Annotated in this window: 23 protein-coding genes and 1 riboswitch; of the genes, 10 read left to right on the forward strand and 13 right to left on the reverse strand. The window is 73.4% G+C overall.

Going from position 1 to position 21,468, the window contains the following annotated elements:
* Positions 1–3: 3 nt before the first annotated feature.
* Complete coding sequence (locus tag CKY47_RS24365; RefSeq protein WP_306748397.1) at positions 4–1,608, reverse strand: carboxyl transferase domain-containing protein; 1,605 nt, start codon at positions 1,606–1,608, stop codon at positions 4–6.
* A 114-nt stretch (positions 1,609–1,722) separates the two neighbouring features.
* A complete protein-coding gene (locus tag CKY47_RS24370) occupies positions 1,723–2,511 on the reverse strand; it encodes an SGNH/GDSL hydrolase family protein (protein ID WP_306748399.1) in 789 nt (262 codons plus the stop codon).
* Between the two features lie 190 nt (positions 2,512–2,701).
* Between CKY47_RS24370 and CKY47_RS24375 the strand changes: the two genes are divergently transcribed.
* Together CKY47_RS24375 and CKY47_RS24380 are read left to right on the forward strand one after the other, a co-directional pair.
* Positions 2,702–3,277, forward strand: coding sequence for an SACE_7040 family transcriptional regulator (locus CKY47_RS24375; RefSeq protein ID WP_306748400.1), 576 nt, complete (start codon positions 2,702–2,704; stop codon positions 3,275–3,277).
* Positions 3,278–3,372: 95 nt separating this feature from the next.
* Positions 3,373–5,517: a phospholipase A2 gene (locus tag CKY47_RS24380; RefSeq protein ID WP_306748401.1), complete on the forward strand. Its 2,145-nt coding sequence runs from the start codon at positions 3,373–3,375 to the stop codon at positions 5,515–5,517.
* Here the strand turns inward: CKY47_RS24380 and CKY47_RS24385 are convergent.
* The 5 genes from CKY47_RS24385 to CKY47_RS24405 all read right to left on the reverse strand — a co-directional run bounded on the left by CKY47_RS24385 (position 5,496) and on the right by CKY47_RS24405 (position 8,882).
* Positions 5,496–6,392 (reverse strand): acyltransferase family protein, encoded by an 897-nt coding sequence (locus CKY47_RS24385; protein ID WP_306748402.1) that lies wholly within the window; start codon positions 6,390–6,392, stop codon positions 5,496–5,498. The two genes, CKY47_RS24380 and CKY47_RS24385, sit on opposite strands and share 22 nt — an antisense overlap.
* Positions 6,389–7,060: an alpha/beta hydrolase gene (locus CKY47_RS24390; protein WP_306748403.1), complete on the reverse strand. Its 672-nt coding sequence runs from the start codon at positions 7,058–7,060 to the stop codon at positions 6,389–6,391. Before CKY47_RS24390 ends, CKY47_RS24385 begins: the two co-directional genes overlap by 4 nt.
* A 63-nt stretch (positions 7,061–7,123) precedes the next feature.
* Positions 7,124–7,759, reverse strand: a complete 636-nt coding sequence (locus CKY47_RS24395; protein ID WP_306748404.1) for a response regulator — start codon at positions 7,757–7,759, stop codon at positions 7,124–7,126.
* Complete coding sequence (locus CKY47_RS24400) at positions 7,756–8,064, reverse strand: sensor histidine kinase (protein ID WP_306748406.1); 309 nt, start codon at positions 8,062–8,064, stop codon at positions 7,756–7,758. The genes CKY47_RS24395 and CKY47_RS24400 overlap by 4 nt, the downstream gene beginning before the upstream one ends.
* The gene (locus CKY47_RS24405) at positions 8,028–8,882 is read right to left on the reverse strand and encodes a histidine kinase dimerization/phosphoacceptor domain-containing protein (RefSeq protein ID WP_306748407.1); all 855 of its coding nucleotides are present in this window, start codon (positions 8,880–8,882) and stop codon (positions 8,028–8,030) included. Before CKY47_RS24405 ends, CKY47_RS24400 begins: the two co-directional genes overlap by 37 nt.
* 160 nt (positions 8,883–9,042) lie before the next feature.
* Between CKY47_RS24405 and CKY47_RS24410 the strand changes: the two genes are divergently transcribed.
* Positions 9,043–9,543 (forward strand): hypothetical protein, encoded by a 501-nt coding sequence (locus tag CKY47_RS24410; RefSeq protein WP_306748408.1) that lies wholly within the window; start codon positions 9,043–9,045, stop codon positions 9,541–9,543.
* Between the two features lie 80 nt (positions 9,544–9,623).
* Here the strand turns inward: CKY47_RS24410 and metX are convergent, their stop codons facing one another.
* Both metX and CKY47_RS24420 read right to left on the reverse strand, forming a co-directional pair.
* Positions 9,624–10,721, reverse strand: coding sequence for a homoserine O-acetyltransferase MetX (gene metX, locus CKY47_RS24415; RefSeq protein WP_306748410.1), 1,098 nt, complete (start codon positions 10,719–10,721; stop codon positions 9,624–9,626).
* On the reverse strand, positions 10,718–12,007 hold the full coding sequence (locus tag CKY47_RS24420; protein ID WP_306748411.1) for a bifunctional o-acetylhomoserine/o-acetylserine sulfhydrylase: 1,290 nt from the start codon (positions 12,005–12,007) through the stop codon (positions 10,718–10,720). The genes metX and CKY47_RS24420 overlap by 4 nt, the downstream gene beginning before the upstream one ends.
* 149 nt (positions 12,008–12,156) lie before the next feature.
* Here CKY47_RS24420 and CKY47_RS24425 point away from each other — a divergent pair, with 149 nt between their 5' ends.
* A complete protein-coding gene (locus CKY47_RS24425) occupies positions 12,157–13,176 on the forward strand; it encodes a Gfo/Idh/MocA family protein (protein WP_306748412.1) in 1,020 nt (339 codons plus the stop codon).
* Here the strand turns inward: CKY47_RS24425 and CKY47_RS24430 are convergent.
* Entirely contained in the window at positions 13,165–14,460 is a 1,296-nt protein-coding gene (locus CKY47_RS24430) for an MFS transporter (protein WP_306748414.1), read from the reverse strand. The two genes, CKY47_RS24425 and CKY47_RS24430, sit on opposite strands and share 12 nt — an antisense overlap.
* A gap of 217 nt (positions 14,461–14,677) precedes the next feature.
* On the opposite strand from CKY47_RS24430, the gene CKY47_RS24435 reads away from it, so the two are divergent.
* The 3 genes from CKY47_RS24435 (at position 14,678) to CKY47_RS24445 (ending at position 16,332) form a co-directional block, all read left to right on the forward strand.
* Positions 14,678–15,034: an SSI family serine proteinase inhibitor gene (locus tag CKY47_RS24435; RefSeq protein ID WP_306748415.1), complete on the forward strand. Its 357-nt coding sequence runs from the start codon at positions 14,678–14,680 to the stop codon at positions 15,032–15,034.
* A gap of 253 nt (positions 15,035–15,287) precedes the next feature.
* Positions 15,288–15,887, forward strand: a complete 600-nt coding sequence (locus tag CKY47_RS24440) for a hypothetical protein (RefSeq protein ID WP_306748416.1) — start codon at positions 15,288–15,290, stop codon at positions 15,885–15,887.
* Positions 15,847–16,332 carry a glutathione peroxidase gene (locus tag CKY47_RS24445; protein ID WP_306748417.1) on the forward strand — a complete coding sequence of 162 codons (486 nt, stop codon included), beginning with the start codon at positions 15,847–15,849 and terminating at the stop codon, positions 16,330–16,332. The genes CKY47_RS24440 and CKY47_RS24445 overlap by 41 nt, the downstream gene beginning before the upstream one ends.
* Before the next feature lie 45 nt (positions 16,333–16,377).
* Here CKY47_RS24445 and CKY47_RS24450 read toward each other — a convergent pair whose 3' ends face one another.
* From CKY47_RS24450 to gcvH, 3 genes are all read right to left on the reverse strand, one after another.
* A complete protein-coding gene (locus tag CKY47_RS24450; protein WP_306748418.1) occupies positions 16,378–17,142 on the reverse strand; it encodes a hypothetical protein in 765 nt (254 codons plus the stop codon).
* Between the two features lie 117 nt (positions 17,143–17,259).
* A complete protein-coding gene (locus CKY47_RS24455) occupies positions 17,260–18,624 on the reverse strand; it encodes an L-serine ammonia-lyase (protein WP_306748419.1) in 1,365 nt (454 codons plus the stop codon).
* A 2-nt stretch (positions 18,625–18,626) separates the two neighbouring features.
* Positions 18,627–19,007 carry a glycine cleavage system protein GcvH gene (gene gcvH / locus CKY47_RS24460; RefSeq protein WP_306748422.1) on the reverse strand — a complete coding sequence of 127 codons (381 nt, stop codon included), beginning with the start codon at positions 19,005–19,007 and terminating at the stop codon, positions 18,627–18,629.
* Positions 19,008–19,131: 124 nt separating this feature from the next.
* Positions 19,132–19,222: riboswitch (glycine riboswitch) on the reverse strand.
* A 197-nt stretch (positions 19,223–19,419) separates the two neighbouring features.
* Between gcvH and ald the strand changes: the two genes are divergently transcribed.
* The 3 genes from ald (at position 19,420) to CKY47_RS24475 (ending at position 21,428) form a co-directional block, all read left to right on the forward strand.
* Positions 19,420–20,526, forward strand: coding sequence for an alanine dehydrogenase (ald, locus tag CKY47_RS24465; RefSeq protein ID WP_306748423.1), 1,107 nt, complete (start codon positions 19,420–19,422; stop codon positions 20,524–20,526).
* Between the two features lie 340 nt (positions 20,527–20,866).
* On the forward strand, positions 20,867–21,049 hold the full coding sequence (locus CKY47_RS24470; RefSeq protein ID WP_041315353.1) for a hypothetical protein: 183 nt from the start codon (positions 20,867–20,869) through the stop codon (positions 21,047–21,049).
* 4 nt (positions 21,050–21,053) lie between these two features.
* Entirely contained in the window at positions 21,054–21,428 is a 375-nt protein-coding gene (locus CKY47_RS24475) for a hypothetical protein (RefSeq protein WP_306748424.1), read from the forward strand.
* Positions 21,429–21,468: the final 40 nt, after the last annotated feature.

Here is a 21,468-nt window from a genome sequence, read left to right on the forward strand (position 1 = left end):
CCATCACATCCGGAAGACGCCGTAGGACACCGGCTCGATCGGGGCGTTGGCCGCCGTGGACAGGGCCAGGCCGAGGACGGTGCGCGTGTCGAGCGGGTCGATCACGCCGTCGTCCCACAGGCGCGCGGTGGAGTAGTACGGGTTGCCCTGGTCCTCGTACTGCTGACGGATCGGCGCCTTGAACGCCTCCTCGTCCTCCGCCGACCACTCGTCGCCGAGCTGGTCGCGCCGCACGGTGGCGAGCACGGACGCGGCCTGCTCGCCGCCCATGACGGAGATGCGGGCGTTCGGCCACATCCACAGGAACCGGGGCGAGTACGCCCGGCCGCACATCGAGTAGTTGCCCGCGCCGAACGAGCCGCCGATGACGACGGTGAACTTCGGCACCCGCGCGCACGCCACCGCCGTGACCATCTTCGCGCCGTGCTTGGCGATGCCCCCGGCCTCGTACTCGCGGCCGACCATGAACCCGCTGATGTTCTGGAGGAACACCAGGGGCACGGACCGCTGGTCGCACAGCTGGACGAAGTGCGCGCCCTTGAGCGCGGACTCGCCGAACAGCACGCCGTTGTTGGCGACGATGCCGACCGGGTGGCCGTGGATGCGCGCGAACCCGGTGACGAGCGTCGTGCCGTACTCCTTCTTGAACTCCTGGAACCGGCTGCCGTCGACGACGCGCGCGATCACCTCGCGCACGTCGTACGGGGTGCGGCTGTCGGTCGGCACGACGCCGTACAGCTCGGCCGGGTCGACGACCGGCTCGACGCTCGGCTCGACCCGCCAGGGGCGCGGCGCGCGGGGGCCGAGGGTGGAGACGATGGAGCGGACGACGCGCAGCGCGTGCCCGTCGTCCTCGGCGAGGTGGTCGGTGACGCCGGAGGTGCGCGAGTGCAGCTCGCCGCCGCCCAGCTCCTCGGCCGTGACGACCTCGCCGGTGGCGGCCTTCACCAGCGGCGGGCCGCCGAGGAAGATCGTGCCCTGGCCGCGCACGATCACCGCCTCGTCGGACATGGCGGGCACGTACGCGCCGCCCGCCGTGCACGAGCCGAGCACCGCCGCGACCTGCGGGATGCCGCGGGCGGACATCGTGGCCTGGTTGAAGAAGATGCGGCCGAAGTGCTCGCGGTCCGGGAACACCTCGTCCTGCTTCGGCAGGAACGCGCCGCCGGAGTCCACCAGGTAGACGCACGGGAGGTTGTTGTGGAGCGCGACCTCCTGGGCGCGGAGGTGCTTCTTGACCGTCATCGGGTAGTAGGTGCCGCCCTTGACGGTGGCGTCGTTGGCGACGACCACGACCTCGCGGCCGGAGACGCGGCCGACGCCGGTGATGACGCCGGCGGCCGGGGCCTCGTCGCCGTACATGCCGTCGGCGGCCAGCGGGGACAGCTCCAGGAACGGCGAGCCGGGGTCCAGGAGGGTGTCGACGCGGTCGCGCGGCAGCAGCTTGCCGCGGGCCACGTGGCGGGCGCGGGCCTTCTCCGGACCGCCCAGGGCGGCTTGGCGGAGCTTGGCGCGCAGGTCGTGGACGAGCGCGCTGTGCTCGTCGTGGTAGCGCCGGAAGGCGTCGGCCGACTTGTCGGCCGTGCTGCGCAGCACCGGGGCGTCCATCACGCTCCTCGCGGTTAGCCGTCGTTAACGCGAGGAGATGTTAGCGCTTGTTAACCCCCGGTCACAAGCGGGAGGGGGCCGCCGTGGCGACCCCCTCCGCGGTGGTGACCCGACTCAGCCGGTGACGGCGTTCAACTGCGGCAGGTAGCCGAGCCGCTGACCGTTGCGGTTCGGGTGGTAGGACTCCTCGACCGGCCACGACAGGCTGTTCAGCCACCAGTCGCCGGAGCAGATCTCGTGACCGGCGAACGCGCCGCGCAGGTCGCGGTAGGCGAAGCCCTTCGCGCCCGCCCGCGCCGAGATGACGGTGTGCAGGGCGTCCGCGGCCGAGTTGATCGCGGCGCGCTTGGTGTCGCTCAGGCCCACGTTGCAGGAACCGGGGACCTTGTAGAGGCGCGGGTAGCCGAGCACGACGACGGTGGCCGACGGGGCGCGGCCGCGGATCTGGGCGTAGACGTTGTCCAGCAGGCCCGGCAGGGTGCCCGAGACGTACGCCTTGGCCTGGTTGACCCGGTTGGCGCAGGTCGAGTCGGTGCCGAACGTGCAGGTGGTGATCACGTCGGTGAACCCGGCGTCGTTCCCGCCGATCGAGATGCTGACCAGGGAGGTCGTCGCGGTGACCGAGCCGATCTGGTTGTTCAGCACGTCGCCGGTGCGCGCGCCCGAGCAGGCGACGAACTTGAACGACGCGGGCGCGTGCGAGGCCGCCCACAGCGCCGGGTAGCTGTACTGGCTGCGCTTGCAGCCCCCGGAGTCGGAGTAGTACGAGCCGGTGCCCGTCCCGGAGGAGTAGGAGTCGCCGAGGGCGACGTAGTTGGCGGCGGCCGCTTCGGCCGGCACGACGAGGGCGAGCGACGCGACTATGGCCAGCGCGGCGCTCGACAGGGTGCGGACAAGGCGCATCGGAGCCTCCCGGAGGGAAACAACGCAGGTGTGATGCGGAGCACGTCAAGAGTTACCAGCAGGTAGAGCCGCGCAAATAGGAAAAGTTAATAGTTAACGGGTTATAACCACGGTGAGTAAACAATGTCCTGCCGACAGCCCGGTTAACGAACGTTTACGCCTGTGGGGCGGGCCGCTTAAGATGGGCGGCGTGCCAGCCGAGCCCGTGAAGCAATCCCGCCGCGACCAGATCCTGGCCGCCGCCGCCGAGCTGTTCGCCAGGCACGGCTTCCACGGCGTGGGCATCGACGACATCGGCGCGGCGGTCGGCATCTCCGGTCCCGCCCTCTACCGCCACTTCCGCAGCAAGGACGCGATGCTCGGCGAGATGCTGACTCAGATCAGCGAGCGGCTGCTGGAGGGCGGCGTGGCGCGCGTGGAGACGTCGTCCGGACCGGCGGACGCGCTGCGCGAGCTGATCGGGTGGCACGTGGACTTCGCCCTGGACGACCCGGCGCTGATCACCGTGCAGATCCGGAACCTGGCCAACCTGACCGACCCGGACCGCCGCCGGGTGCGCGCGTTGCAGCGGCGGTACGTCGAGGTGTGGGTCGAGACGATCCGCAAGACCTCGCCGGAGGTGGACGAGCCCACCGCCCGCGCCGCCGCGCACGCCGTGTTCGGCCTGATCAACTCGACCCCGCACAGCGCCCACCTGGACCGGGACCAGATGGCGGAGCTGCTGTCGCGGATGGCCCTGGCCTCGCTGTCGGGCACGGTGGCCTGACCCGTCCCACCGCCGGCGGTGGGGCAGGCCCCACCACGTGGCAGGGGGACAGGGGGTTGGCGGCCACCGATGCGCGTCCGTAACCTGGACCGCCGATGAACGACACGGCGGCGCGCAGCGACACCGGGGGGTGGCCGGGTCTCCGGTTGCTCGCCCGGTTACCGACCTGGTTCCGGTTCGTCCTGGTCGCGCTCGCCGTGTTCGCGTGCGGCGTGATCGCGTCCCGCCCCGTCGGGGCGACCGACCCCGGCCCGCTGACCGGCGACGTGGCGACCGCGGCGCGCGCCGTCGAGGCGATGGCCGACCCCGGCGACGCCAACCCGCTGCTCGCCTTCCCCGAGGACTTCGACCGCGTCGTCGGGCGCGACCCGCGGGTCGTCACCGCACCCGACGGCACCACCCGCGCCATCGACCCGAACGGGGGGTGCTCCGGCCCCGCCGGCGACACCGAGTGGGACTTCGGCACGGGCTGCCGGGCCCACGACCTCGGCTACGACCTCCTCCGGTACGCCGAGCGGAAGGGCCGCCCCCTCGACCGGGACGCCCGCAAGTCGCTCGACGCCCGGCTCTCCCGGGACATGCACGCCCAGTGCGACGCGAACCCGCGCGGCAACGGCGCGCGGTGCCACGCCACCGCGCGGCTGTACGCGGCGGGCCTGGAGTTCAACTCGTGGCGGCAGCGGTGGGGGCCGCCCGGTCACGAGCCGGTGCTCGCGTGGGGCTTCGGCAGCGCCGTCGTGGTGTTCCTGCTGGTGGCACGGCTGCCGCGCCGGCGCGAACCGGACCCGGAACCGCGGCCGCGGCCCGCCCCCGACCGGTACGCGACGTTCCTGCGGCTCGCCGCGCTCGGCATGGTGGTGCTCGGCCAGTCGACGCTCACCGTGCTGCACTGGGCGGGCGTCAGCGCGAACTGGCTGTGGCTGCTCACCTGGCTCCTCCAGGCGATCCCGGTCTTCTACTTCGCGGGCGGCCAGGCGAACCTGCTCAGCTGGCGGGCCGTGCAGGCCGACCACGGCGGGTACGGGCGGTACCTGGCCGCGCGGATCTCGTGGCTGCTGCGGCCGGTGCTGGCGTTCGTGCTCGCCTGGCTGGTCCTGCCGCTGCCGCTGGAACTGCTGGACGTGGACAAGTCGCGGGTGGAGATGTTCGGGCGGCTGATCGCCCACCCGCTGTGGTTCCTCGGGCTCTACCTGGTGGCGGTCGCCGCGACCCCGGTCATGGCGTGGCTGCACCGCAACGCCCGGCTGCTCGCGCCGGTCGGCCTGGTCGCGCTGATGATCGCCGTCGACGCCTGCCGCATCGGGTTCGGCTGGCGCAGCGGCGGCTACCTGAACCTGGTGCTCGGCGCGCTGCTGCTCCAGCAGGTCGGCTTCCACTACGCGGACGGCGGCCTGCGGCGCGTGACGCGCCGGGTCCTCGCCACGCTCGCGCTGGCCGCCGTGCCCGCCCTACTGGCGCTGATCACGTTCGGCGGCTACCCGCGCACCATGATGGCGCTGCCCGGCGAGCGGGCGTCGAACCTCAGCCCGCCCACGGTGTGCCTGCTCGTGCTCGGCCTCGCGCAGATCTGCGTCGTCCTGCTGCTGCGGGACCGCGTCACCGCCTGGCTGGAGGGGCACCGGCAGCGGCAGGTCGTGGACTTCGCCCGCGCCGCCCCGATGACGGTCTACCTCGGCTACCTGACCGCCCTGGCCGCGCTGGTCGGCGTTCTCGGGGTGCTCGACGGACGCGCGGCGTTCGACTGGGTCGTCACCCGGCCCCGCTGGCTGGCCGTGCTGGTGCTGCTGCTCCTGCCCGTGCTGCTGCTGTTCCACCGCTTCGAGCGGAACGGCCTGCCCGACCTCGGCCGAGGCCGGGAGACCCACCGCACCCGGCTGGCCGCCACCCTCGGCGTGGGCTACGGCGTGCTGGGCGTCCTCGGGTTCGTGGTGACCGGGTTCGCCGGCGCGGCGGGCACGCTCGTCGTGATCGAGGTCGACCCGCTGCAGAACCTCATCCACCTGCTGCTCGGCTGGTACCTGCTGCACGCCGCGCACACCGGCGCCTGCCACGGCCGCAAGCCCTGGCTGCTCACCGCGCTGGCCTGCGTCCCGCCGCTGCTGGTCCTGGAGCCCACGGCGGCCGTGGTCGCGCTGCACGGCGCGACGATCGCGGCGGCGCTGCTGGCCGCCATACCGAAGCAGGACCAGCAGCACGCAGCCGAACACCGGCAGCCACGTCAGGCGCTCCAGCACCCGTAGCGCGTCCGACGGCGGCGTGTGCAGGCCACGCAGCGGGCCGAACGCAGAGCCGACGAGCGTGACCACGAGCAGCGCGCTCTGGTGCAGCAGGAAGACCGGCGGCGCCGCCGGTGAGCCGGGGCGCGGAACGCCGGCCGCACCGGCAGCACCAGGCCCACTCGGGCCAGCGCGAGCGCCAGCGCGGCGGCCGAGGGCGGCGACAGGTTCGACTCGGCCGCGCCGGGCACGCCGACCGCAGAGGCCGGGTGGCCGGGGCCCAGCAGCGCGGCGAACGCCACCGCGCCGGTCCCGAGCAGCGCCGCACCCCACGAGCGGCGCCACCCGTGCCGGGCCACCAGCACGCCCACCTGCCACGGCGCCCACCACACGGCGAGCACGTTCACCCAGCCCGGGCCGGCCCACCAGGCGTCCACCGCGACCAGCGCGACCGGCAGCGCGACGCCCCACCAGCCGAGCCGCGCCATCAGCGGGGTGGCCGCCAGCAGCAGCACGTACACGCCGGGGAACCACAGCGGCGTGACGACGGCGTACCCGGTGTTCCACACGGTCCCCTGCGGCAGGCCGCGCACCGACAGCCCGAACAGGACGACCGCCCGCACGGCGAGCGGCCCGGCGACCGGCGGCAGCAGCCGGCGCGCCCTCGACCACCACGGCGTGGTCGAGCGGGCCGCCCCGAACCCGCCGGTGAAGAAGAACAGGCCGAGCACCTGGAGCACCCAGCACGCCGGGGCCAGCTCCGGCACCCACCGCAGCGGGCTGTCCACCACCAGCCCGTCGTCGGTGAGCACCAGCGCGGTGACGAGCCAGTGGCCCAGCACCACGCCGACGACCGCGAGCGCGCGCGTCGCGTCGACCCGGGGGTCCCGACCCGTCACGGCGACTCCCCCACCACGAGCCGGGCGAGGGCGCGCAGCGACGGCGACCCGGGCGTGAAGTACCCGTCGTGCGCCGCGTCCCCCGCGTCGAACACCCGGGCCCCGAACGCCGGGTCCACCCCGTGCCCGAGGTCGCCCACCCGCACCCCCGGGACCCACCTCGTCCAGTCCCGCGCGCCGCGTGCCGCCCGCACCCGGCCGCCCGGCTCGGCGGCCGAGTCGGCGCGCACGCCCGGCGAACCCAGCAGCACCACGTCGGCCACCAGCGGCCGGGCGAGCCCGCACACCACGGAGCCGTAGCTGTGGCACACCAGGCGCACCCGGCCGGGCAGCCCGCGCAGGTACCCGCCGAGCGCCCCGGCCCCGGCGCGGGCCAACCGGCCGGAGGCCGCGTCCACGCCGAGCCCGGACGGCGTCCGGTAGCCCGGCCAGGCGACCACGGCCAGGTCGTCGCGCCCGGCCGCGGCGAACAGCTCGCGGGCCATCCGGCCCACCGCCGCGGTGAACCGCCGTTCGTCCACATCGGACCCCGGCACGAGGACCGCCACGTGCGCCGCCCGCGCCAGGTCGCCGACCACCTCGACGCGCGGGGTGAACGGCGGCGGGTCTCCCCCGGCGGGCGTCGCCGGCACCAGCAGCGCCACGAGCAGCGCGATCGTCTTCGTCACGCCGGGAAAGCCAGGGAGGTGACGTGCCGCCGGTCGTCACCCCGGAGTACCCGCGAACGGGCGCTACCCCGGTACCACGAGCCCCGACTCGTGGGCCGCGATCACGGCCTGCGCCCGGTCCCGCAGGGCGAGCTTCATCAGCACCCGGCTCACGTGCGTCTTCACCGTCTGCTCGGCCAGCACGAGGTGGGCGGCGATCTCGGTGTTGGACAGGCCCTGGGCCACGAGCCGCAGCACCTCGGTCAGCGCGTCCAGCGCGGCGGGGCGCACCGGGCGCACCGGCTGGGCCTCGACGAAGTCCTCGATGGGCCTCTTGGTCACCGACGGCGCCAGCAGCGCCTCGCCGCGCGCCACGACGCGCACCGCGTTGAGCAGCTCGCTGGCCGGGGCGTGCTTGAGCAGGAACCCGCCGGCCCCGGCGCGCAGCGCCTCGTAGACGTAGTCGTCCAGGTCGAACGTGGTCAGCACGAGCACCGTGACCGGGTCGTCGGCGAGCAGCCGGATGGCGGTGAGCCCGTCCACCTCCGGCATGCGGACGTCCATGAGCACGACGTCCGGCCGCAGCCGCCGCACCTCGGCCACGCCCGCCGCGCCGTCCCCCGCCGAGCCGACGACGGTGATGTCCGGCTGCGCGTCGAGCAGTGCCGAGAAGCCCTCCCGCACCATCTCCTGGTCGTCGACCACCAGCACCCGGATCACCGCCGCACCACAGGAACCGCCGCCCGCACCTCGAACCCGCCGTCCTCCGTCGGCACGGCGGTCAGCGAACCGCCGTGCACCGCCACCCGTTCCCGCATGCCCGGCAGCCCGTGCCCGCCGCCACCGCCGCCGCGCGGCGGTCCGCCCGCCGTGTTGCGGACGACCACCCGCAGCTCGCCACCCACCAGCTCGACCACCACCGACGCGGTGGAACCGGGGGCGTGCCGCGCCGCGTTGGTCAACGCCTCCTGCACCACCCGGTAGGCGGTCAGCCCCACCGCGCCCGGCACCTCGGCGTCGGCCACGACGGCGTCGGCGTGCAGCGACCGGATGTCGGCCAGACCGGGCTGGGGCAGGCGGTCGGCGCTCTGCCCGGCGGCCCGCAGCACCCCAGCAGCCGCTGCATGTCGGTGATCGCGGCCCGCGCGGCCTCGCCCAGCTCGGCGAACTCGCGCCGCGCGCCGTCGGGCAGGCCGGGCAGCCGGCAGGGGGCCGTCTCGCACCGCACCACGACCATCGACATGTGGTGCGCCACGACGTCGTGCATCTCGCGCGCGATGCGGGCCCGCTCCTCGAGGGCGGCCTTGGCGTCGCGCTCGTCGTGGAACCGCTGCTCGGCCCGGCCTCGCGCGCCGAACGCGTACCCGAGGAGCAGCAGGATCAGCAGCGTGCCGATCGTGGCCGGGAAGTGGTCGAGGTCGCCCAGGGCGCCTGCCAGGAACACCGCGGCGGACGTGAGCAAGCCCACGGCGACCACCACGCGACCGCTGTGGATCATGCCCACGGCGAGCATCACCGGGATGTACCAGCACCAACTCGTGGGTCCCAGGATCGCCGGTTCGGAGTCCAGCAGCAGCCTCGTCGCGACCAGGCCGGCCGTGGCCAGCCGCCAGGCCGCCAGCGTCGAGCGCAGCATGAGCGCGAACGTGCCCCCGACGAGTGCGAACAGCAGCGGCCACCAGCCGTCCGGGTCGTTGTTCGAGGCGTACTCCACGCTCTGCGCGGTGGCCACGACCAGGCCGTAGAGCACCACCGCCGCCCAGGCGGACCGCCGGTGCCGGAAGTCCGCGAAGACCCGCGTGCGGTCGCGCAGCGGCACGACCTGGAGGAGGGTGCGGATCACGGGGCCGATGCCAGGCGGGTGGGGCCCCGCGCACATGCGACCCGGGGGTGTCATACCGGAGTAGCACCCCGGCGGACAAGGCGTTGCCTAGAACTGACACCACCGGGTAGGCAGTACGGCAGAGCGCGAGAACCCCTACTCCGTGTTGGAAGATGGCTGAATGCACCCGCACCAGGACCCCGACCGCTGGTCACGGCTCCGCGCCGTGGCCGGTGAGGCCCTGACCGCCACCAAGGTCGGGGAGGACGCTGTCGCGGTCGACCTGGTGACCGGTTACCTCAGTGGCTCCCCCGAGGGGGACGAGGAGATCAGAGAGCTGGTGCTGCTCCTGTTCTCCGAGTGCAGCGACATGGTCGCCGCGCTCGGCTCGGGCGGCGCGACGCCGGTGAAGATGCAGGTCTTCGACGAGGACGGCCAGGAGGTGCCGATCGACGACGCGGACCCGCCGGTCCGCACCGCGATCCGCACGCTGCTCGCCGAGGTGCACGGCGACCAGGAGGCCGCCGCCGAGCAGATCGAGATCGCGCTGGCCAACGGGCAGCCGCAGGAGCTGGCGACGGTCGTGCTCCAGGCCCTGCGCTGGACGGTGAAGCTCGCCCTGGAGTGCGAGGTGCGCGACCTGCCGGTGGCGCCGTGGATCGCCACCGCGCTCGACGAGTAGCCCCGACGCGCCACCGAGCCGCCTTGTCACCCGTACGGGTGATCATCACGACCGGCCACCCGAGAGTCCGACCCCCGGGGTCAGGGGGTCAGGAGCTCGGTCAGGAGCTTGGCGATCTGGTCCACCTCGATCAGGAACGCGTCGTGCCCGTACGGCGAGGTCACCACGCGCACGTCGCCGGCGCCCGGGACGGCGTCGGCGATCTCGGCCTGGCGGGCCAGGGGGTAGAGGCGGTCGGAGTCGATGCCCGCCACGATCGTGCGCGCGGTGACCCGGGACAGCGCCTCGCGCACGCCACCCCGGTCACGGCCCACGTCGTGGCCGTTCATCGCCTCCGTCAGCACGACGTAGCTCTCCGGGTCGAACCGGCGCACGAGCTTCGCCGCGTGGTGGTCCAGGTACGACTCCACCGCGTACCGGCCGTCCGCCTGCACCTCGCGGCCGAAGCGGGCGGACAGCTCCGCCTCGCTGCGGTAGCTGAGGTGCGCGATGCGCCGCGCCACGCCGAGACCGCCCACCGGGTCCAGCCGGAGGGCGTGCAGCTGGGCCGACGCCAGCGCGATGTTGTCCGCCGACGACGACGCGGGCGCCGCCAGCACCAGCAGGTTCCGCACCCGCTCGGGCGCGGTCACCGCCCACTCCAGCGCCCGCATCCCGCCCATCGAGCCGCCGAGCACGGCGGCCCACGACGCCACGCCCAGGTGGTCGGCCAGCAGCACCTCGGCGGCCACCTGGTCGCGCACCGACACGCGCGGGAACCGCGGCCCCCACGGCTCGCCGTCCGGGGCGGTCGACCACGGTCCGGTGGTGCCCTGGCACCCGCCCAGCACGTTCGGCGCCACCACGAACCACTCGGCCGGGTCCAGCGCGCGGCCGGGGCCGACCAGGCCGTCCCACCAACCCGGTGTCGGGTGGCCCGGCTCCACGCCGCCCGCCACGTGGCTGTCCCCGGTCAGCGCGTGCAGCACGAGCACGGCGTTCGACCGGTCGGCGTTCGGCTCGCCCCACGTCTCGTAGGCGATCGACAGCGGCAGCGCCGGCTCGCCCGGCAGCTCGCCGCGGAACCACCGGCGTCGCCCGTTCGGGTCCCCCTCCCGCCACCCGCCGGCGGCGGGAGGGGTCTCCCCGACAGTGGACCCGGAACCCGTGGAGCCCGAACCCGTGGACCCGAAGCTCACAGCACCGACTTGGCGGCCCGGAAGCCCGTCTCCAGATCGGCCTTGAGGTCCTCCACGCCCTCGATGCCCACCGAGAGCCTGATGAGGCCGGCCGTGACGCCCGCGACGACCTGCTCCTCGGGCGTGAGCTGGCTGTGCGTGGTGCTGGCCGGGTGGATGACGAGGCTGCGCACGTCACCGATGTTCGCGAGCTGGCTGAACAGCTCCAGCGCGTCCACGAACGCCCGTCCCGCCTCGACGCCGCCGTGCAGCTCGAACGACACGATGCCGCCCGCGCCGTTCGGCAGGTACTTCCGCGCCAGGTGGTTCCACGGGCTGGACTCCAGGCCCGCGTAGTGCACCTTCTCCACCTCGTCGCGCGACTCCAGCCAGCGGGCCAGCTCCAGCGCGTTGGCCGAGTGCCGCTCCAGGCGCAGCGACAGCGTCTCGATGCCCTGGAGGATCAGGAAGCTGTTCAGCGGCGCGATCGCCGCACCCGTGTCGCGCAGCCCCTGCACGCGCAGCTTCGCGGCGAACGAGCCGTGGCCGAGCGCCGGCCAGTACCGGAGGCCGTGGTAGCTGGGGTCCGGCTCGTTGAAGTCGGGGAACCTCGCCGCGTCGGAGAACTCGAACTTCCCGCCGTCCACGACGATGCCCGCGACCGCGTTGCCGTGCCCGCCGAGGTACTTGGTGGCGGAGTGGATCACGATGTCCGCGCCGTGCTCCAGCGGTCGGAGCAGGTACGGCGTGGGCACGGTGTTGTCCACGACCAGCGGCACGCCGCTCTCGTGCGCGAGCGCGGCGACCGCCTCGACGTCCAGCACGTTGCTGCGCGGGTTGGCCAGCGACTCCGCGAAGAACAGCTTGGTGTTCGGCCGCACGGCTGCCCGCCAGGCGTCGAGGTCGTCGGGGTCGTCCACGAAGGACACCTCGATGCCGAGCTTGGGCAGCGTGTAGTGGAACAGGTTGTACGTGCCGCCGTAGAGGGACGCGCTGGCCACGAAGTGGTCGCCCGCGCGGGCGAGGTTGAGGATCGTCGCGGTCTCCGCCGCCTGGCCGGACGCGAACGCGACCGCCGCCACGCCGCCCTCCAGCGCCGCGACCCGCTGCTCCAGCACGTCCTGCGTCGGGTTGTTGATGCGGGTGTAGATGTTGCCCGGCTCGGCGAGGCTGAACAGCGCGGCGCCGTGCGCCGTGTCGCGGAACACGAACGAGGTGGTCTGGTAGATCGGCGTGGCGCGCGCGCCCGTGGCGGGATCGGGCGCGGCGCCGGAGTGGACCTGCCGGGTGTCGAAGGACCAGGACATGCGTGAGCTCCCTGTCAGGCGGCCGTGCCGGCGACGCGCGCGGGGTTCGCGCGTCGAGGTGCACCAGCAGACCCGTGCGGCTGAACGTAGCAACGGTCCACCGTCCGCGACAGGGCGTCCACGTGCTGGGACGCCTAGGGTTCGGGACCATGCGCACCGCACTGATCGGGTACGGGCTCGGCGGAGCCGCGTTCCACGCACCCTTCCTGTCCTCCTCGCCGGACCTGGAGCTGACCGCCGTGGTCACCGGCAACGCCGACCGGGCGGCCGAGGTCGCGGCCCGCTACCCCGGCACCGAGGTCGTCCCGTCGGCGGACGGGGTGTGGGCGCGGGCGGACGAGTTCGACCTCGTCGTGGTGACCACCCCGAACCGCTTCCACGCCGGGCACGCGCGCACCGCGCTGGAGCACGGGCTGAACGCGGTGGTGGACAAGCCGTTCGCCGGGTCGGCGGCGGAGGCGCGGGAGTTGGCCGGGCTGGCGGCGGCGCGCGGCCTGCTGCTGGCCCCGTTCCACAACCGGCGGTGGGACGGGGACTTCCGCACCGTCGCGCGGCTCGTCGGCGACGGCGCGCTCGGCGCGGTCCACCGGTTCGAGTCGCGGTTCGAGCGGTGGCGGCCCGAGCCGAAGGACGGCTGGAAGGAGTCCGGCGACCCGGCCGACCTCGGCAGCATCGTCTACGACCTGGGCACGCACCTGGTGGACCAGGCGGTGGCGCTGTTCGGCCGGCCGACCCGCGTGTACGCGGAGGTGCGGGCGCTGCGGCGGGGCGTCAGGGCGCACGACGACGCGTTCCTCGCGCTGACCCACCCGTCCGGCGCCGTGTCGCACCTGTGGGCGTCGGCGCTGGCGGGGGCGCCGGGCCCGCGCTTCCGGGTGCTGGGCGACCGGGCGGCGTACGTGAAGGACGGGATGGACCCGCAGGAGGAGGCGCTCAAGGCGGGCGCGGTGCCCGGCGGGCCGGGGTGGGGCGAGGAACCCGAGGAGCGGTGGGGCCTGCTGGGCGGCACCCGCGTGCCGACCGAGCCCGGCGCCTACCAGGAGTTCTACGCGGCCGTGGCCGCCGGGCGGGCGCCCGTCCCGGTGGCGGACGCGATCACCGGCCTGGAGGTCGTGGAGGCGGCGTTCGAGTCCGCCCGGACGGGTGACGCGATCCCGCTACCGGGCTGAACCGGCGCCGCGCCGCGACGTCTCGCCGATGCCCAGCAGGCACAGGGCGCTGACCAGCGCCCCGGCGACCAGGTAGAGCGAGATCGGCCACGAGTCGTGCGTCGGCGTGGCGCCCAGCAGCCACGTCGCCACGATCGGGGACAGCCCGCCGCCCAGCACCGCGCCCAGCTGGTAGCTCAACGACACGCCGCTGTAGCGGACCCGCGTGCCGAACAGCTCCGCGTAGTAGGCGGGCATCGGCCCGAACAGCGCGGCCGACCCGGTGAACGCCAGCACCATCGCGAGCACCACCAACCCGGTCGACCGGGTCTCCAGCAGCCGGAAGAACGGGAACGCGTACAGCCCCAGGAACACCGCGCCGCCGAGCATCACCGGCAGCCGGCCGACCCGGTCGGACAGCCGCGCGAACACCAGGATGGCCACCGCCTGGGTGAACGCGCCGATCAGCCCGGCGTTGAGCAGCGTCGCGCGGGTCATCCCGAGCTGCCTGGTCCCGTACGACACGGCGAACGTGGCCACGACGAAGATGAACATGGTGAAGCCGAGGTTCACGCCCGCGCCCAGCAGCACCGTCCGCCACGACCGGCGCAGCACCTCGGCGACCGGCAGCCGGACCGTGCCGCGCGACTCGCGGGCCGCGCGGAACTCCGGGCTCTCCTCCACCGACAGCCGCACGTACAGGCCGACGCCGACCAGCACGAGGCTGAGCAGGAACGGCACCCGCCAGCCCCAGTCGAGGAACGCGTCGCCGGACACGGCGGTGGACGCGGCCATCGCGCCGTTGGCCAGCAGCAGCCCCAGGGGCGACCCGAGGAACGTCCAGCTGCCGTACCACCCGGTGCGGCCGGGCGGCGCGTGCTCGACCGCCATCAGCGTGGCCCCGCCCTGCTCCCCGCCGAGGAAGAAGCCCTGCACCAGGCGCAGCAGCACGAGCAGCAGCGGCGCGGCGATCCCGATGGACGAGTAGGTCGGCAGCAACCCGATCAGCGCGGTGCACACGCCGGTCGCGGTGAGCGTGAGCACGAGCATCGACCGCCGCCCGATCCGGTCGCCGAAGTGCCCGATCACGACGCCGCCGAGCGGCCGGGCGAGGAAGCCGGCGCCGAACGTGGCGAACGCGAGCAGCGTGCCGATCCGCGGGTCGAAGGACGGGAAGAACAGCTTGTCGAACACGAGCGCGGACGCCGTCCCGTAGAGCAGGAAGTCGTACAGCTCCACCGCGTTGCCGGCCGAGCTCGCCAGCGCCACCCTGCGCACTTTCGACGTCGCCACCCCGGTAGCCATCCCCCCACCCTGGCCCGGCGCCCCGACGGGTGAGCGTGACCGTGAGCGATGTCACAATCACGGTCCGCACATCCGCCCAGGCGCGCGACGAGGTCGCGGAGTCGACCGCGTCGACGCCCCGACCGCAGGGCCGCTCGACCACGGGAACCGTTGAACACACCACACGATCCGGTGAGATCGCTGGAGGGAGCGGTGCCACGCCCAGCATCGTGGTGGCATGGCACCACTCCCCTTCCTCGCGGCGATGGCCGCGCTGGCCCCACTCGTCTCCTCGCCGGAGTCGAGCTTCGTGCTGAACGTGCAGCGGGGTGAATCGCTCCAGATCGTCAACCTGACGTGCGAACCCCCCGGCGGCCTGCACCCCCGGGCGGACCGGGCGTGCGACGCGCTGTCCCTTGTGGACGGGGACGTCGGTCGGCTCTCCACCGGGGGCGACGTGATCTGCACCCTGGAGTACGACCCCGTCCGGGTGAGGGCGACCGGGACGTGGCGGGGTGAGGACCGCTGGTTCGAGGCGGAGTTCCCGAACCCGTGCGTCCTGCGCGCCGAGACCGGCCCCGTGTTCGACTTCTGATCCCCGCCCCTTCGCGAGGACACCCGTGGAGGGGCCCACGACACCGCCGCCGACGTCGTGGGCCCCTCCACGGGTTCCGGAGGTCCTCGGACCTCCGGCGCTGACGGTAGGGAATCCGCGGGCGAACCGTCAACGAAGTTCACAGTGGTGAAACAGCGCCGCGAACACGCTGCTCCCGACCGGTTCCCGGGTTCCGCCCCCACCGGTGGGCGGACGCCCCCGTCGCCCTTGACCGCCTGGGACACTCGGGGACGTGACAGACCTGTCGGGGAGCGGGGCCACCGCGCCGACCCTCCTGTGCTTCGGCGTGGTGTCGCTGGTGCCCGCCTGGACGGGCCACTGGCCGGTGGCGCTCGCCCTCGGCGTGCTCGCCACCACCTGGCGGCCGGACCTGGTCGGCGCGGCGGTGTCCGCCGTCCTGGCCGCCACCGCCCTGACCGCGGCCGTGCTGCCCACCGACCTCCCCCCGCTGTCGGACGGTCCGGCCGCCCTCGTCCTCGGCCTCGTGCTGCTGTCGGTGGCCGCGGTCCTGTGGCGGCGGCACGACCTGGGCGTGGCCGCCCTGCCGGTGGCCGTGGCGGGCACGACCGCACTGGCCCAGGCCCTGCCGTCCGCGACCCCGTTCATCCTGGTCGCGGTGGTGCTGCTCGGCCTGGCCGCGGAGTCCGGCGACAACCTGCTCGCCTCGGCGGCGACGGCCTACGCGGTGACCGCGTGCGCGTCCGTGGCCCTGCTCCTGCCCGCAGCGGTCCCCGCAGCCGCGGCGTTCCTCGGTGCGGCGGGCGCGGCGTGGCGGCACGTAGCCTCTCGACATGAGCATCCACGACATCCCGGTGCGCACCCTCGCGGGTGAGGAGTCCAGCCTGGGCGAGCACGCGGGCAAGGCGCTGCTGGTGGTCAACGTGGCGTCGAAGTGCGGGCTGACGCCGCAGTACGAGGGCCTGGAGCGGCTCCAGGAGCGCTACGCGGAGCGCGGCTTCTCGGTGGTCGGCTTCCCGTGCAACCAGTTCATGGGCCAGGAGCCGGGCACGGCGGAGGAGATCGCCACCTTCTGCTCGACGACCTACGGCGTCACCTTCCCGCTGTACGAGAAGATCGACGTCAACGGCCCGTCGCGGCACCCGGTGTACGCCGAGCTGACCCCCACCGAGGACGCCGACGGCAAGGCCGGGGACGTGCAGTGGAACTTCGAGAAGTTCCTGCTGTCCCCGACGGGCGAGGTAGTCGCCCGCTTCCGCCCGGCCACCGACCCCGAGGCCGACGAGGTCGTGAAGGCGATCGAAGCCGCCCTGCCGTAGTCCTGTTCCGAGGTCGTCCCGTCACCTGATGGCGGGACGACCCGTTCAACAGGCCGGCAGGCCGGACCTGCGCTCCGGGTCCAGTAACAGGACCAGAGCCGGGTAGTGCCCGCGATCGTTCGGCCCCTTGCCCTCGCACAGCGTGCGGCTCACGATCACGTTCTGCCTGATGATCTGCGCGTGGTCGTCGCGCTCGTCCATGAACGTCAGGTCGTGGTCACCGGACTCCAGCACCCACCCGGTGCGAACCTCGCCCTGGTCCGTCGTGACCATCTCCAGGGGCAGCCAGGAGACGCGGCCCACCGCCGTGACGAAAAGGAAGGCGATGATGACGAACCCTGCGACGCACCGTCGGATGGCCACCAGCATCCAACGACTTCGCCGGGCAAAGAGACGGAACACCGGCACCACCAGGGGGACCAGGTAGGGCAGCGTCCTCCCCAAGGGCTGAGTGGCGAACACCAGCGCGAGGGCCCCGAGCAGCACGGGCACCGCGTGCCTCAGCGGTCTGCGCAGAGCGGATTCCGACACCGAGTACCAGGCCGCACCGTAGACAGCCAGCAACGGCAGCATGAAGTACGCGTAGAACAACCCGATCGAGGCCAAGTTGAGGGTCTTCGCCAGCACGAGCGCCGTGGACATGTTCCACCGCGCGAAGCTCAGCAGCGCGGTCGCACCGAGCACGAACGAGAACGCGGTGAGCAGATAACCGGACAGCGCGTTGTTCTCGCGATCACCGTTACGAGGCGGCAGTGGTCGGTCATCGCCCTTCGCAGCGCGTTCCCGGCGCCCCACGACGGTGCGCGTCACACGCCCGCTCGGCCTCGACCGTGCGACCGGTCGAGGCCGAGCGGATAAATGATCGGGCATGACGGCACGATAACCGAAGCCCCGCTCCGCGCACCGAGGTGGCGCGAGCGGACCGGGTCAGCACTCGATGACGTTCACGGCCAGGCCGCCGCGGGCCGTCTCCTTGTACTTGTGGTGCATGTCCTTGCCCGTCTCCCGCATGGTCTTGATGACCTTGTCCAGGGACACGAAGTGCGACCCGTCGCCCCGCAGCGCCATGCGCGCCGCCGTGATGGCCTTGATCGAGGCCAGCGCGTTGCGCTCGATGCACGGGATCTGCACGAGCCCGCCGATCGGGTCGCAGGTCAGCCCGAGGTTGTGCTCCATCGCGATCTCGGCCGCGTTCTCGACCTGCTCCGGCGTGCCCCCGAGCACCTCGGCGAGACCGCCGGCGGCCATGGAGCAGGCCGAGCCGACCTCGCCCTGGCAACCGACCTCGGCGCCGGAGATCGACGCGTTCTCCTTGAACAGCACGCCGATCGCGCCCGCCGTGAGCAGGAACCGCACCACGCCCTCGTCGGACGCGCCCGGCACGAACCTCGTGTAGTAGTGCAGCACCGCGGGCACGATGCCGGCCGCGCCGTTGGTGGGGGCGGTGACGACGCGACCGCCGGCGGCGTTCTCCTCGTTGACCGCCAGCGCGAACAGGGTCACCCAGTCCATCACCCGCAGCGGGTCGGTGGCGTAGTGCTCGGCGGTCAGCCCGGCCCTCATCTCGGCCGCCCGCCGCCGCACCTTGAGCCCGCCGGGCAGTTCGCCGGTCTCGGTGCAGCCCCGCTCCACGCACTCCTGCATGACCTGCCAGATGTGCAGCAGGCCCGACCGGACCTCGGCCTCGCCGCGCCACGACCGCTCGTTGGCCAGCATCACCCCGCTGATCGGCAGCCCGGTCTCCCGGGTCCGCGCGAGCAGCTCGTCCCCGGTGCGGAACGGGTGCGCGAGCGGCGTGCTGTCCGGCTTGATCCGGTCACTGCCGGACGCGGTCTCGTCGACCACGAAGCCGCCGCCCACCGAGTAGTAGACGGCCGAGTCCACCGGCGTGGCCCCGGCGAACGCCTCGAAGCGCATCCCGTTGGGGTGCAGCGGCAACGACTTGCGCCGGTGCATCACCAGGTCGGTGTCCTCGGTGAAGCGGATCTCGTGCGCGCCGCCGAGCCGCAGCCGCCCGGTCGCCCGGACCTCCGCGACCCGCGCGGAGGCGGCCACCGGGTCCACGTCCTCGGGCCGGTGGCCCTCCAGGCCGAGCAGGACGGCCATGGGGCTGCCGTGCCCGTGACCGGTCGCGCCGAGTGACCCGAACAGCTCCACGTGCACTCGGTCGACTGAACTCGTTCGTGCGCCCAGGCGGTCCACGAACATCGTCGCCGCGCGCATCGGCCCGACCGTGTGCGAGCTCGACGGACCGATGCCCACGGAGAACAGGTCGAACACGCTGATCGCCACGATCAGGCCTCGGTCAGTTCCGCGTACTTCGCGGCGGTCAGCAGCCCGGTGGCGTCCTCGACGGCCACCTTGAACAGCCAGCCGGCGCCGTACGGGTCGTTGTTGATCAACGACGGGTCGTCGACCGCCGCCGCGTTGACCTCCACGACCTCACCGCCGACCGGCGCGTACAGGTCGCTCACCGACTTGGTCGACTCCAGCTCGCCGCACACCTCGCCGGACGCGACGCGCGTGCCCACGGCGGGCAGCTCGACGAACACGATGTCGCCCAGCGAGCCGGCCGCGTACGAGGTGATGCCGACCGACACGGGCTCCCGGGTGCCGGGTGCCCAGTCGACCCACTCGTGCTCGGGCGTGTACAGCAGGTTCTCCGGAAAGGTCACGTCAGCGCTCCCTGTGGTGAAGGTCCGGTCCCCACTCTGTCCTGGGACCTGAGAGCTTCGCCGCGGGCGCGGCTTGCACCGTGGGTGCGCGCCCCGGACTCGGGGTGCGCTTTCCAGAGTCGCCTCACCGCGCGCGGTTCTCGCTGCCTGAGAGTGTGCGGGGTGCTTGCTCCTTCGGCGCCTCGAACGAACGAGGTCTCTCCCGCGCGGGTTCCGGCGCCGTCGTGGGGCGCCGCGGCCGATGTTCAGTTGGGTGCCCCGCACGCTAGGTGCCGCCCGGACGGGTGTCAACGCGCCCCCCGACTTGTCCCGCCGGCACAACCGGGCCGGTCCGCGTTGGTGCGGCGCGCACGATGACACCGCGCCCCGGGTACCCGACCTTTGGCAACAACACCGGCCGAAGGAGTCCACCGTGCGGATCGCAGTCCCCCGGGAGATCAAGAACCACGAGTACCGCGTCGCGCTGACCCCGGCCGGCGCGCACGAGCTGGCGTCGCGCGGTCACGACGTGTTCGTCGAGGCGGGCGCGGGTCTCGGCTCGGCCATCGCGGACGACGAGTACGTCGCCGCGGGCGCCAAGGTGCTCGCGGCGGCCGAGGACGTCTGGGCCGAGGGCGACCTGGTGCTCAAGGTCAAGGAGCCGATCGCCGAGGAGTACCCGCTGCTGCGGGAGGGGCAGGTGCTGTTCACCTACCTGCACCTGGCCGCCGACCGGCCGCTGACGCGGGCGCTGCTGGACTCCCGCACCACCGCCATCGCCTACGAGACCGTGCAGACGCCGAACGGCGCCCTGCCGCTGCTCGCCCCGATGTCCGAGGTCGCGGGCCGCCTCGCGCCCCAGGTGGGCGCGTTCTCGCTGATGAAGCCGTCCGGCGGCCGGGGCGTGCTGCCCGGCGGCGTGCCCGGCGTGCACCCGGCGCGGGTGGTGGTCATCGGCGGCGGCGTGGCCGGCCTGAACGCGGCCGGCATCGCCGCGGGCATGGGCGCCGACGTGGAGATCCTGGACACCAACGTCGACCGGCTGCGGCACATCGACGCGCTGTACCAGGGCCGCCTGCGCACCGTCACGTCGAACCGGTACGCGGTCGAGCAGGCCGTGCGCGAGGCCGACCTGGTCATCGGCGCGGTGCTGGTGCCCGGCGCGAAGGCCCCCAAGCTGGTGTCCAACGAGCTGGTGGCCGAGATGAAGCCCGGTTCGGTGCTGGTGGACATCGCGATCGACCAGGGCGGCTGCTTCGCCGACTCCCGGCCGACCACGCACGCCGACCCGACCTACCAGGTGCACGACTCGGTGTTCTACTGCGTCGCCAACATGCCCGGCGCGGTCCCGCGCACCTCGACCTACGCGCTGACCAACGTGACGCTGCCGCACGCGGTCGCGCTGGCGGAGCACGGCTGGCGGGCGGCGCTGCGCGCGGACGCGTCGCTGGCGCTCGGCCTGAACACCCACGAGGGCCTGCTGACCAACGCGCCGGTCGCCGAGGCGCACGACCTGGAGTTCACCGCTCCCGAGATCTGATCCGGATGAGGAGAGGGCCCCGCTCACGTGCTGTGAGCGGGGCCCTCGTCGTACGAGGCGGCCCGCTCAACCAGCCTGGGGGTCACTGGGAGCGGGCCGCGTCTCCAATGTTAGCGGGAAACCGGGTGTCCTGCCCAGCGACCCACCGATCCGGCCCACGTCACCCACCTCCGTAGCCACGCACAGTGGTGGTTGGTCAAGCGAATGAGTGAATTACCCGGGTCACGGGTAAGTCACGGCGGCGTGCCGGCCGATGCACAGGACGGGACCCCCGCCGCTACGCAACGGGGTCGCCCGCTCGCGCGGCGCCCCCGCCGCGCCCCTCGCGATCGGAGTGCCGATGGCCGAACCACAGGGCTGGATCGACTGCCACGACCCCTTCGGGAGAGACCGGTCGATGACCGTGCTCGTCGAGGACGACCGCGTCCTGCTGGTCGCCCCACCCGGCGAGTCGGCGGTGATGTCGGTCACGCAGACCCGCAGGTTGCACCGCCTGCTCGACCAAGCCGCCGACAGGATGTGACCGGGTGGACGAGGCGCTCCGGGCCGCCGTGCTCCGCCGGCTGGCCCTGCTGGACGAGGTCGCCGAGCGCGGCGAGGCCGACGCGCTGGTGCCGCTGGCGCGGTCCGAGATCCACCGCCTGGCCGACGGCTGGCGGCTGCTGTTGACCGTGCACCAACCCGATCCGGACGGCCGCTGCGGCGCGTGCCCCGGCGTCCTGCGGCACAAGAAGTGGCCGTGCCAGGTGTGGACGATGGCCCACCAGCACCTCATCGGCGACGGCCTGCCGCACCGCGAGCGCCGCCGACCGCTGCGCCCGCTGCTCCGCCCGAACGACGCGGCGACCACCACCGAGATACCGGCGGTGGTCTCGAAACCGCGACACGCCCTCCCCGACTGACCCTCCTAGGGCAGGATGACGCCCGGTAGGAGCAATTCCG

Origin of the sequence: Saccharothrix longispora (assembly GCF_030852425.1) — a bacterium.
GTDB lineage: Bacteria > Actinomycetota > Actinomycetes > Mycobacteriales > Pseudonocardiaceae > Actinosynnema > Actinosynnema longispora.